Here is a 13,121-nt window from a genome sequence, read left to right as displayed (position 1 = left end):
AGCGACTTAATGCAGTAAAGAAGCTGCTTAAGCACGAAACAAACACGCTGCTTGGCGGAACCTTAGCTGCAGGATGGGGAGAGCTTTTACAGGTACTTCAGTATCTCTTCTATTGCGGTTTCGCCAATAAAGGAGTTTACCAAGCGCCCATGCTCTGAAAAAACATACATGGAAGGCGTCGGTATAGAACCTACCGTATCAAAAATATCATTTGTCGGGATATGAGCAAAGTAAAAATTGCTACTTTCGGCCAGGCCATAATCCTGGGCAAACTTACGGAGCTGCGGCAGTTCGGCATCTGACACGAAGTATACCTGATAGTCGTTAAACGCATTTATGTGCTCGCGTATCTGCACCGCTTCGCGCTGGCAATGGTCACAATCCGGCTGAAAAAACACGAATGCCACTTTCCCTTTCAGGTCTTTAGACATCAGTTTGGTCCCGTCGAGCTGTGTTAAATGCAACTGCGGAATATCATTAGTGGCGGTGGTTGCCACCGGTGCTGCTACCGTTTCCGCTTTGGGGTTCTTTTTAAGAATTAAGTAAAAAATGGCCGTCATAACCACCAGAATGGCTACCACCGATATGATTATCTTTTTCATGTGCTATACGTTACCGTTGCGGACATTTATATTCCGTACTCAAAGTTAAAAATTATATCAGGTTGAAACCAGTTTTAAATGTTTCCTTGTCCGAAAGCTTGCGCTGCTTTTATGCTTACCTGCTATTGCTAACACGAAAGATGCTGCCATGTGTAGTAAAGCTGCCTTTGTTGGCTGCTACGGCAGCCCCTACACCAGTTCTTTGCACTAGCCGCGGGTAAATTGCTGGCCTGCTTCCTTGAATACAACTAAGTATAAGTTTGGTTTTGAATGGCGTAATCAATATCTTTCTATGTACTATCACTGACTTCGCCGGCTTCTTTTTTCTTCAGAGGAATGCTGGTACTTTCACCTTAAACCACATACGAAACAATGCTAAGCAGAAGAAATTTTTTTAAGACGACAGGCGCTTTGGCGCTGGGAAGCTTGTTACTACCTGCCTGTTCGGGCAGTGCTTCTACTGTTGCTGAAGCTACGAACGAGAATGCCCCGGGCAGCAATTCGACCAAGCAGGATCTAGCCGTTGGGCTGCAGTTGTATACTGTCCGAAACCAGATGGACGAGGATGTGCGGGGCACGTTGCAGAAAATAGCAGCTATCGGTTATAAAAACCTTGAATCTGCCGCAGGAAAGACCGGCCACTACTATGGCATGAAACCAAAAGAATTTGCTTCGATGGTAGAAGATATGGGCATGAAACTGCGCAGCAGCCATGTGCTGCCGGGAACACAACTACCCGAAGAGGCGCCTCTGCCACCTGAGTTGCTGACACTGACCAACGGGCTGCAACAGCTGGTAGACATGGCTGCCGAATCAGGACAAGCTTACCTGACCTGCGCCTACATGTTCCCAAGCGAGCACAAATCGCTGGACCAGTACAAACGCATGATCGAGCTGTTTAACCGTGCGGGGGAAGCCTGCAAAAAAGCAGGTGTAGGATTCGCCTACCACAACCATGACTTTGAGTTTGAGACATTGGAAGGACAGGTACCTTATGACCTGATTCTGGCGCAAACAGACAAGGACCTGGTAGGCATGGAGCTTGACCTGTACTGGGCCACCAAGGCCGGCCATGATCCGGTAGCTTTATTTGAGCAGCACCCGGGCCGGTTCCCGATGTGGCACGTGAAAGACATGGATAACACCGAGAAGAAGTTCTTTACAGAAGTTGGCAATGGCACCATCAACTTTCAACGCATTTTCGATAAAGCCGAGCTGGCAGGTATGAAGTATTACTTTGTAGAGCAGGATCAAACCCCTGGCAACCCGCTGGACAGCATCACCACCAGCTATAAAAACCTGGCTAAAATTCTAAGCTAAGTATAAGTATAAAAAGGATGCAGCAGGCGCTGTAGTAACTAGCGCCTGCTGCATCCTTTTTATACTTATGACAAATGTTACTGACGCCTTGGTGCGTTATTTTCTTTGAAAGTGAATCTGCTAAGTAGGCATTTATTGAAAGTAGTTGTTAAGCAGACTACTTTGCGGCTACCTGCTTGGCAATGGCATCTTTCGGAGGTTGCGGCGCCGGGTTACCCGTTAGTTTAGCCCATACCCATTCGCCCACTTCCTCTCCTTGTGCGGTGCCTTGCAGAGAGCCATCAGGAAAATGGATTCCGCCGTACACTCTGCTCACAGCCGTTTCCACGTACGCCTCTTTTATAGAGTTAAAGGACCGGACGCCATGGCCAAATTCATACTCTGTCGAATCCGTGAAAGCGATGTTATCTCCTACCAAATGCAGGAGTATCTTTCCAGCGGAGGCAGATATGGCACTATGGGCGCTTACATATTCTGGAAATGACGGTGTTTCCAGAAAGGGTTCCCACGTTTCATCCATCTGCTGGTTGATCACTGTAACCGGACGAATGCGGTTGGTACGGTACTTCTCATCCCAGCTGGCAATAAAAGCATCATGCTGGGCGATGGCAACAAACGTATAGGCTTGCAGCGAATGCATCATATCCAGCTTTTTCTTGCGGGCAAGGATACTGATAATAGCTTGCCAGTGCCCCGGAGGTGACATCTTTTTATTCAGGTAAGAAAGATGCCCTTTTATGTTAGTTACAGCGGCATTATCATCCCAAAAGTAAGCAATAGCTTTCTGCTCTGCTGTCGGGTGCTGCACGTAGGCGTATACTTCCTTCACCATTTTATAGAACGGGCTACCCGGCGTTAAATCATAGGGAGCAGGAGGAGCTGGTATAAACTGCGAGCAGGAATCGAGGGTAAAAGGGCGAATGGCGTTCCACTTTGGTTCACAAGCCTCAGCATAATTAGGTGGAGTTGGCTCCCACGACCCTGCAGTATGTGTGAGCACGTGCCGGTAGCTGCGCGTATACTTGTAATTATCTGTTTGGGCATAAGCCAGCACATGCCCGGCTACCTGCTCTCCATAAGCAACAGAGCGGGTATACACATCTTCTGGTATGCCCATCTCCTTATACTTGCGGTCAAGCTCCTTTTCATAGTTATCCCACATGTTAGGAGAAATGGTCAGGCCCTTGCTCACAGCGATAAACGCTTTTATACTAGCCAGCGGGTAGCAGTACTCCTTCCCTTGTTCAGGTGCAGGCACAGGCTTAAAATCCCGGATCTTGCCTGCTAAGGTGTGGAATTCGGACGATTGCGCACGCAGCGTTTCATAAGCAGCCAGGTTAGCATAAGCATAAATGCGACTGGCAACCGGGGGCTTAAAAATGTCATGGATGATAACAGTTGTAAGCTGTTTGGATGTCTGATGCAGCAGTTCCGGGTCAGCAGCAAGCCTGTTGTATGCTTCCGGTGAAGTTCTGGCGCAACTTACTAGGCTAAAGAGCCCAAGTACAAGGCCAAGAGGAGCTAAAAAGCCTTTCATCTTCAAAGTGATGCGCATTTGTATAATTGATTTATGGGACTACGACTGACAAGGCCAAGTATAGCATTTAACCTTTTAAGTATAGAAAAAATTCCGCTTAGCCCCGTTTAACATTCCGCTCCGTTCCGGCTAATATACAACCTTTAGCTTTGATCTTTACTTCTCAGGCATTCATTTAGCAGTTCAGGCTCCCCATGCATTTCTACCTGAACGGTAACGGTTCTGCCCGATGATTCTCAATTGGAATGTAGCAGCGACGTGTTACAGTTGCACTTGCCGGATATGGCCACTAAAGTCTTTTATCTGCACGGATGCCATATCGCTTGTAAGGTTCAGCTTACGGGATGACTGGGACAGGTAAGTCTGCCCATAGTATAGTTCTTTTAGCTGCTTTTTGCCATTCTTATAGGTGATGATAGCCAGGCAGTCGAGTGGCTGCAACGCCAGCACCTTATTTTGACCAGCCTCCTGGGCTGTACTCCTGAAGATGCGCAGGCTATCGTTGTTCTGGGTAACAAGCGTTAGCTTCCGGCCTTTCGCATCAAAAACCTGGGCGATGGCCTTGGCATCTCCGTCTACAAAAAAGCCGCTATTTTTCAGCATTACAGGCGAAAACTCTCCTTTTCCATTTCCCCGCATGTAAAGCCCGGCAAAAGCATCATAGCGGCCTGTAAAAACTTCTGTTCCATAGTCATTGCCGACCAAGAGCAAATCCAGGTTGCCGTCGCCGTCTATATCTTCGGGCTGTATGCCATAAATCGGCGCCAGCTGAGCAGCCTTCGGCAGCACCTTCAATTTAAATTTCCCCTGTCCTATGTTCTCCACATAACTGCTCTGGAAGTGTGTTGCCTGCATCATCAGAGCATCCTTCCGTTCTGCCTTAGGGATCACTTCATCTATCGTAGCTTTGGCGTAAGTAATATATTGCGGAAAAAGGCCACGAGTGCGGGCCATTTGCCCGTTAAGGTCATCGCGCGTATGCATTGGAAAGGGCTTCATGGTTCCATCTTCTGCTTTTAAGTAGCAGGCCAGCACCGGGTCCAGTATTCCATTACCATCGAAGTCTTTTGCTATGATGCTTAAAGGCTGCTTGGCAGAGGCGACATACTCTGTGTTCAGACCCAGGTTACCCGCCACATAGTCTATATCGCCGTCGTTATCGAAGTCTCCAGCGGCCAGGCTGTTCCACCAGCCGGTGTACGGGGCAAGGCCTGTTGCTTTGGTTACATTTCGAAGCTTGCCATTGGTGTTTTGAAAGAAAGTTACCGGCATCCACTCTCCTGTGAGAACCAGGTCTATTTCGCCATCGCCATTAAAATCAGACCACAAGGCATCCGTGATCATGCCCGGGTTTTGTAGCTCCGGGCTAACGGCTGCCGTCACGTCTACAAAGCGGCCACCGTCGTTTCGGAGCAGACAACTTTGCGGAGCTTGCGGGTACTTTCCGGGCACCACGCGGCCTGCCACAAACAGATCCAGGTCGCCATCCTTGTCATAGTCGGCTGCTCTTACGCAGGATGCACTGGCGGTTAACGCAGGGAGTGCATCTTTGCCAAGTATAAAGTTGCCTTTCCCATCGTTCAGGTACAACTGGTCCTGCAACTGCGCTGAGCCTTCCTGAAATTCGTAACTGCCACTGGCAACGTATAGATCCTGATCGCCGTCATTATCTGCGTCAAAAAGCAGAACGCCCATATCTTCTCCTGTTTTGCCCGCCGGAATACTTCCTTTAGCTAAGCGGAAAGTGCCATCGGGCTGCTGTGTAAAAAGGCCTCCTGCTTTCCCAGCAGCTCCACCAACATAAAAGTCATCCAAGCCATCGCCGTTTACATCGCCGGCTGCAATGCCAGGGCCATACTGCGACAGTTTGTGCGGCAAGGTACGCTGCCAGTTAAAATCTATCTCGTCGTCTTCAGAGCTTTTATACCGAACTCCCAACGCTTGGGAAACCTCTGTAAATGCCTCTTTTCCGAGGTGCTCTCCCTCTTGCTTAGGTACAACTTTGTATTGGCCCTGCCGCTGTTCGAGTGTCAGCACCTGATCTGCTTTTATGTTATGGAGTACCTCGTACTTGCCCCCCGGCCACACCACTTTCAGCGAATCCACTTTCTGAATGCCTCCCAGTCCAAAATGAGCAATATTTTCGACGGAAGACAAGTATCCTTTATACACACTGTTTTCATGAAACTGCACCTGGCCCTTGCCATAGTATATGGTAGCTGTCGCTCCTAAGCCAGCCCCGTTCGGAGCATCGCCTTTAAACTTGAGGCGTAAAAAGTGATGTTTCGCCGTACTGCCAGCTTTTGCGGTATACAGGCTGTTGCGGTATACCAGGGCGCTGTCGTTAATATTGTTTACAACAAAGTCAAGGTCGCCATCATTGTCCAGGTCAGCATAAGCTGCCCCGTTCGAAAAAGAAGGACGATCGATTCCCCAGTTCTGTGTTTCGTTGCTGAATGAAAGATCACCCCTGTTTTTAAAAGCATAGTTCGATATTTTAACCACAGGTATCGAGTCGGTCAGGTACTTAAAGCCTCCTACTGAACCGGCGGGTCCGTTGCGGTATACTCTAAAGTCCAGGTCCGTAATGTCTTTCGGAAAACCATTGGTGATGATCACATCCCGCAGGCCGTCGTTATCAAAATCAGCTACCATCGGTGTCCAACTCCAGTCTGTCTGGTACAGGCCGGTTAGCTGCGATACTTCGCTGAAAACCGGGTGCCCCTGCGGCGAACTCCCCTGGTTTAGCTGCAGCGTGTTGCGGACATACTGATATTGGTAGCCGTACCTGTCGTTGTTCAGGTAGGTGGCATAGTTGTTCGCCATCAGCATCATTTTCTTACGCTTGTTGCCTTCGGGCAGCATATCCAGTGCCAGAATATCTACCAGACCATCGTTGTTGATGTCGGTCACGCTGTTACCCATTGCCGAGTAACTGGTATGCTTGATGTAATCCGTTATTTTGTCGGTGAAAGTACCATCATGATTGTTGATGTATAGCAGGTCGTTTGAAAGATAGTCATTGCTCACATAAATGTCCGGCCAGCCATCTAAGTTAATGTCGCTGATTGCTACACCCAGGCCAAAGCCTTCCACCAGAATGCCTGCCTCCCGCGATACATTGGTAAAGGTGCCATCGCCATTGTTACGGTAAAGGCGATCCGTATTCTGGGCAGTCCCGTTTGTTAACTTTTTCCGGTAAGTACTAGGCACGCCTGCATTGATAACACTGACAAGCAAGTATAAATCCAGGTCACCGTCATTATCATAATCAAAAAAGGCTGCATTGGTTGTATAGCTTGTATCGGCAATGCCATACTTAGCCGCCGCTTCGGTAAAGGTTGGCACCCCATCCTTGCCGGGGCCGTTGTTGATGTACAACAGATTGGCCCGACTAGGCGCATCCTTCTTCATGGTGGCGCTTACGTATATGTCCAGCCAGCCATCGTTGTTGATGTCCACCAACGCCACACCAGAGCACCATTTTCCAGCTCCTGTTACGTCGGCCTTTGCCGTTACATCTTCAAACTTGAAATCGCCCTTGTTCAGGTAGAGTTTATTGGATACCATGTTGCCTGTGAAGTAGATATCCGGTAATCCGTCGTTGTTGAAATCTCCTATACCTACGCCGCCGCCATTGTAGACATATTCTGTCTGGAGCACATTCATAGTATCAGATTCTTGGATGCGGTTGGAAAAAGCAACACCTGTCTCGTCTGCCGGCAGGCTTTCGAAAAGATGTGTTTCTTGCTGCTTACATGCCGGCGCTGCAAGCACTACCAGGGTGAGTAGCAAAAGACGTTTGATATTGGAAAGGCGCATAATGTAAAGGGCTAACAGACAAGATACATAGAGCAACAGCTACTGATTTACAAACCAAGTAGCTGGTTTTTAGGTTCTTTTCAACAGGCAATATGCCAAAATTAAGGCAGAAATGTGATCCTATTTTCATGCCTATAAAGAAGGATGCAAAAAGCCTCCAGAGCTGCTGCACTGGAGGCTTTTGTTCTATCCTGTTACTGTATTGCAACCGGAATATAAATTACTACCTGCTAGTATCCAGGGTTTTGCGTCAGTGTTGAAACACCGTCCACCGTTTGAAGGTCGATCTGCCGTTGCGGGATTGGGAAGTACTCGTTTTTGCCTTTAACGAAGTTACCACCTTTCACATCCGGAATTCTACTTCCTTCATAGTCAAAGAACTTGTTCAGAACCTTATCGGCTATTCCCCAGCGTACTAGGTCGAAGAAGCGGTTACCTTCCAGTGCAAGCTCCAGCTTACGTTCGAAGTAGATTGCTTCTAGTGCCTTATCCTGACCTATGCTGCTGAAATAGCCATCCGGATAAGTAGCAATTTTATAGTTAGCAGCTGGATTGTCCGTAAAGCCTTCCAGTGGCTCCTTTGGATTTACGTATGTACGAACAATATTCTCAGGTCGGGCCGCTCTGGTGCGCACCATGTTCACGTATTCTTCGGCCTGTGCCAAGTTACCTAACTGCGCTTCTGCCTCAGCCGCCATCAGCAGCACATCAGCAAAGCGGATAATCAGTACGTTGATAGCGGAGCCTGGTGCCCAGGAGTGCTGATCGGAGTAAGTATCAGCTGTGGCCTGCCAATAGACATGCTTCTCAGAAGAATATGGTCCGGCAGAAGATTGTTCCCGTATCCAGGCAGCACCCGGATGCAGTCCCCAATCCAGGAAAGGAATACCACGGCGGCCTACAGTCCAGTCCAGGCGTGGATCCACAGGACCCTGATCGGGCGTAAACGGTTTATCAGCTTCAATTCCCTGGTCAGTTTTAAGTGCATCGGAGTTGTAAGTATCCGGCTCAGGCAAGCCTGCCGCTGTAGTGCGGAAAGAGTTCGCCAGGTCTAATGTTGGCTGGTAAAAACCACAGCAACGGAAAGGGCTGTTATATGGATAGTTCAGCATCTCACCCATGTTCGCGTTAGAAATGCCGTTAGTACCATCATTAGCTACCATCTGTACAGCAAATACCGATTCTTTATTGTTCTCGGCAGCAGCTGTCCAGTTATCTTTAAACTTATCTACCAAGCCGTACTTCAGGCCGTTTGATGTTACACCCTCAGCAATTACCCGGTCAAAAATAGCTTTCGCCTCGGCGAATTTGTGCTCGAACATATAGGCTTTGCCTAAGTATGCAGCAGCAGCCCATTTGTTAGCCCGGCCAACTTCAGCCTGGATATTCGGCAGGTTATCCATTGCAAACTGGAAGTCTGCTTCAATATTCGGCCAGATATCCACGTTGTTCGGCTGATTGAAGTCTGTGGTATTTTCGTCAATCCAGGGCACCATGTTGAACATCTTCTTCAATTCGAAGTAATAATGCCCGCGAAGGAAACGTGCCTCTGCTTCAATGCGTTGTCTATCACCTTCCGAAATGTCCTCTGCCTGGTTCAGCAGGTTCAGCACAGAGTTGGCGCGGGAGATACCTTCATACATGGCTCTCCACTTCAGGTTAATAAAGCCATTACTTGGGTCAATGCTAAACGTGGCAATAGGGTTGATACCCGGCTGATCCGCTCCGTTACTGCCTTTGTGGGCATCTCCTCCGGCTACACTGCCATACACCCAGTTGGTAGGCGATACTTCCCAGTTACCAATATCAATTCCATCCAGGGCAGCATAAGCTCCGATCAATAGTTTTTCAACACCGGCCTTGTTAGCAAGCACCTGATCACTTAGCGCACCAATGGCGGGTTTGTCCAGAAACTCATCGTCGCATGAGGTAATGAGTGGTAGCGATGCCATCATGGCCGCGCAGACTATATATTTAAACCTTTTCATATGTAAAATATTAAAATACAACACCTAGAAGGAAATATTTACACCAAACAGATACTGACGCATGGTTGGATAATTTCCTTCATCTATACCAAAGCCTGTCGTCGTTGGTGAACCATTATCATTATAGTTGATAATCTCAGGATCAATTCCAGAATAGTTAGTGATCGTAAACAGGTTTGCTGCCTGCACATATACTCTAAATCGCTCTATGCCATACTTGCTGGTCAGGCTTGTTGGCAAAGTATAGCCTAGCTGTGCATTTTTAGCCCGCAGGTACGAACCGTTCTCTACATAGTAGGAGTTAGGAACGTTGGTCGTACTAAAAGAACCTACGTTCTCCTGGATTGGAGCCGTAGCATCGTGGTGCTCGGGCGTCCAGGAATCATTCACAGCTGTTTTGCTTTTTGCACCCAGGAAGTTCGGATAGAAATCTGTCCACCATTTTACCTGGTTCCAGATCTCGTTGCCTTGGCTGCCGTACAGGAACATGCTGAAATCAAAGCTCTTGTATGTTGCGGAGATGTTCAGACCATAGGTAAAGTCTGGGTTCGGGCTACCTAAGATTACTCTGTCATCCGGTGTGATAATGCCATCTCCGTTTGTGTCAGCATAACGGAAGCGACCAATACCAATACCGGATTGATATATAGCAGCCGTATCACCAGAGGCCGCTTTTGCTCCCTCATTCGCAGTATTGATTTCTGCGGCATCATCCCAGAAACCATCGATCTGGTAGCCAAAGAAGGAGCTCATTGGGTCTCCTACCCTATTGCGGATAATGTTGCTGCCGTTAAAGCGGCGTGCCTCCAAATCGAAAGCCTGGGCTCCATTCGATACCTTCAGAATTTTGTTGTTGTACGTAGTGATGGTACCTGTAATGTCCAGTCTGAGGTCAGAAGTAACGCCTATGTGGCCTGTAACAGCGGCATCAAAGCCCTTGTTACGCATCTGGGCAATGTTTACGAACGGCACCGTGGCGCTACCGGCAGTACCTGGAATTTCAGGGTTATACAGCAGGTCCTTGATCTCCTTCACATAGTAATCAGCTGTTATATCTACTGCTCCATTCAGAATTGTTGCATCAATACCAATGTTACTGTTGATATCTGATTCCCACTTGGCATCCGGGTTACCGATGCGTGTTCGTCTGAAGCCTTCTGTTACAGAATTGTTGGTACCGTTGATGTCGTAGTACGTAACGTTTCGGTTAGAACCATACGTGGTAAAAGCATTATTTGGATCTACGTTCAACTGGTTACCCATAACGCCATAGCCTCCTCTAAGCTTTAGGTCCGTGATCCAGGAGACGCCTTGCATAAAGCTTTCCTGCGAAATACGCCAGCCGGCGCTTATGGCCGGGAAAGTGCCGTATTGGTTGGTTTTAAAACGGGAAGAACCATCACGACGCACAACAAATCCCAACAGGTACTTGTCCATGAAGCTATAGTCTAACCTTCCGATAAGGGAGAATAGTGCGTCTTCACCTCTGCCGCTGTAGTTCGTTGGCGTACCAGAACCTGTGCTGAGCGTGGTAAAGTTAGGATCAAACGAGAAGTAGCCTTGCGTTGAGCCGCCGAGATTATTGTAGAAGTTGTTGTAAGCCTCGGTGCCCACCACCACACTCAGGTTGTGCACATCGTTGAAGTTCTTCTTGTAGGTCAGCGTATTGGTCCATGTCCAGTTATAGCCATTGCTAGCATCCTGGTTGAACTGGCTAAAGGTGTTGTTCTCCGCTCCTTCATACTCCGGATAAGTAAAAGAGTGGCTGTTGTTATTATACATCTCACCACCAAAGCTGGAACGAACTGTAAAATCATTAAAGAGGTCAACCTCAGCGAACAAGTTACCAAATAAGCGGTTGTTCAGCACATTGTTGTTACCAATTCTAGTCAACTGCGCTACCGGGTTACGGGCATTTCCTAATCCGCTACCGAACGAACCGGCAAAGTTGCCCATTATGTCATACACAGGAATAATGGTCTGCTCCCGGTATGCCATGTTGATAGGGTTTTCGCCGTTACCAATGCGCGGGTTATCAATGATAGAGTAGGCCAGGTTTTCTCCTACCCGGATGTTCTTCCGCACATTATAAGTACTATTCGCACGAACAGTGTAGCGCTTAAAGTACGTATTGATCAAAGTACCCTCCTGGTCAAAATAGTCTGCAGAGAAGTAATAGCTACCCTGATCGCTACCGCCGCTCACAGCTATGTTGTGGTTGGTGATAGGCGCCGCGCTGAAAATCTCATGGAACCAGTCGGTGCCTTGCTTGTTCGCTTTTACGATGCGATAGAACGAGCCAAGCTCACCGCTGCCTCCAGTATAGAAAGGATTCACATTGTAAAGTGTCGGGTCTACCCGTGGGTCGCCTTCCATCAGGCCGGTTACGTTGCCGGCTACCAGGTAATCAGGCAGCTCTGGGTTGGTGCCGGAGCCATACAGTTCTTCATTCTTGGCAACCCGCCAGTTTAACTCAGCCATTTCCTGCGGCGAAGCCAGATCCCATACATTGCCTTCGGGTGGCCGCTGCGTACCATAGTAACCGTCGTACTCTACCCTTACTTTATTTTTACCTTTTTTGGTCGTGATGATCACCACGCCATTCGCCGCTCGCGAACCATAGATAGAGGCAGAGCCCGCATCTTTCAACACCTGCATAGAGGCAATATCATTCGGGTTCAGGTCATTGATGTTTTGTGTCGGAACGCCATCCACTACAAACAGCGGACTGTTGTTACCAAAGGTGTTAAAGCCTCGGATACGTACCTGCTGGCTTGCTCCTGGCTGGCCAGAGCCAAGCACCGTTACACCGGCGGCCCTGCCCTGCAGCATGCTGGTTACCTGCCCTTCCGGCTGCTTGGTCATCTCACCTACGTCCACAATGGCTACAGATCCGGTCAGGTCTTTCTTTTGCTGGGTAGCATATCCTGTCACTACCACTTCCTGCAGCGCCTGCGCATCTGTAGAAAGCGACACATTGATCGTGGACCGGTTGTTTATCGGTACTTCCTGTGTTTTGAAACCTATAAAGGATACCACCAGGGTGCCGGTGCCGTTAGGCACATTAAGTGTAAAGTTACCATTTACATCCGTAGCTGTGCCCAAAGTCGTCCCTTTCACAACAACTGTTGCACCGGGTACTCCTTCTCCATTGTTGTCTGTCACACGTCCCTTCACCTCTGTCGTCTGCACGGCAGCACGAAGAATACCATGTGTTCTGCCTGTGCCAAAAGCCTTCGCCTGCAGCGGGCCTTGCGACAGACATGCTGCAGCTAACAAAAGCGCAAGCACCTTCTTCTGCGGCAGGGTTTTGAAATGGCTGCTCGTAAAGGGCATCCATGTAGTAGAGTACCTCTGTTTCATATGTTGCTATTGAAATTAACTAGTTAGATTTTTGGTTACAGCTCATAAACTGAAGCATCTTCACTCCAGGTACACCAGGAGAGATGCTCATACAGGTAAAATGAGAAATAGATGGGATCGTTAATGTATAGGTTTTACATAGGCAAAGTGACTACTTACTTAATATTACACTCAAATTTAAAATAAATTTTGATACTTACTACTTGTATCAATTTATTTTTAAATAGTATTAAACTCGTTAACTCACGTTTTATAAGCAAAGTCCTGGTGCTTGGCCTCAGGCAATCCACACAAAATATCGCTTGCCCCTACTACCTGCCTGCTACCATTCACGGAAAATATATCCTTTTGCCTTTCTAAGCAGCTTTGTTATTACTAACGTAACTGTTTATCAGCCACGTATGAATACTTCAGAGAAAATATTTCAGATTAAATTAGCTAGTGTTAGCAAATCAGATACGAGATCTGCAGCTGCACAGATTTAAATTT

At 48.0% G+C, this 13,121-nt stretch carries 6 protein-coding genes; 1 reads left to right on the top strand and 5 read right to left on the bottom strand.

Features of this window, described 5'->3' with window-relative positions:
• Positions 1–86: 86 nt before the first annotated feature.
• Positions 87–602 (bottom strand): TlpA family protein disulfide reductase, encoded by a 516-nt coding sequence (locus ABDW72_RS06885; RefSeq protein ID WP_347157760.1) that lies wholly within the window; start codon positions 600–602, stop codon positions 87–89.
• Positions 603–974: 372 nt separating this feature from the next.
• On the opposite strand from ABDW72_RS06885, the gene ABDW72_RS06880 reads away from it, so the two are divergent.
• Positions 975–1,922, top strand: a complete 948-nt coding sequence (locus ABDW72_RS06880) for a sugar phosphate isomerase/epimerase family protein (protein WP_347157759.1) — start codon at positions 975–977, stop codon at positions 1,920–1,922.
• A gap of 157 nt (positions 1,923–2,079) precedes the next feature.
• Here ABDW72_RS06880 and ABDW72_RS06875 read toward each other — a convergent pair whose 3' ends face one another.
• The 4 genes from ABDW72_RS06875 to ABDW72_RS06860 all read right to left on the bottom strand — a co-directional run bounded on the left by ABDW72_RS06875 (position 2,080) and on the right by ABDW72_RS06860 (position 12,632).
• Positions 2,080–3,477, bottom strand: a complete 1,398-nt coding sequence (locus ABDW72_RS06875) for a vanadium-dependent haloperoxidase (RefSeq protein WP_347157757.1) — start codon at positions 3,475–3,477, stop codon at positions 2,080–2,082.
• 243 nt (positions 3,478–3,720) lie between these two features.
• On the bottom strand, positions 3,721–7,281 hold the full coding sequence (locus ABDW72_RS06870) for a VCBS repeat-containing protein (protein WP_347157755.1): 3,561 nt from the start codon (positions 7,279–7,281) through the stop codon (positions 3,721–3,723).
• A 230-nt stretch (positions 7,282–7,511) separates the two neighbouring features.
• Positions 7,512–9,269, bottom strand: coding sequence for a RagB/SusD family nutrient uptake outer membrane protein (locus tag ABDW72_RS06865; protein WP_347157754.1), 1,758 nt, complete (start codon positions 9,267–9,269; stop codon positions 7,512–7,514).
• Positions 9,270–9,293: 24 nt separating this feature from the next.
• The gene (locus ABDW72_RS06860) at positions 9,294–12,632 is read right to left on the bottom strand and encodes a SusC/RagA family TonB-linked outer membrane protein (RefSeq protein ID WP_347157752.1); all 3,339 of its coding nucleotides are present in this window, start codon (positions 12,630–12,632) and stop codon (positions 9,294–9,296) included.
• Between the last annotated feature and the right edge of the window lie 489 nt (positions 12,633–13,121).

Source organism: Pontibacter chitinilyticus (genome assembly GCF_039748935.1).
In the GTDB taxonomy this organism is placed as follows: domain Bacteria; phylum Bacteroidota; class Bacteroidia; order Cytophagales; family Hymenobacteraceae; genus Pontibacter; species Pontibacter chitinilyticus.
Note: the sequence above shows the minus strand (reverse complement) of the source record. Positions and strands in the feature narration are given on the sequence as shown.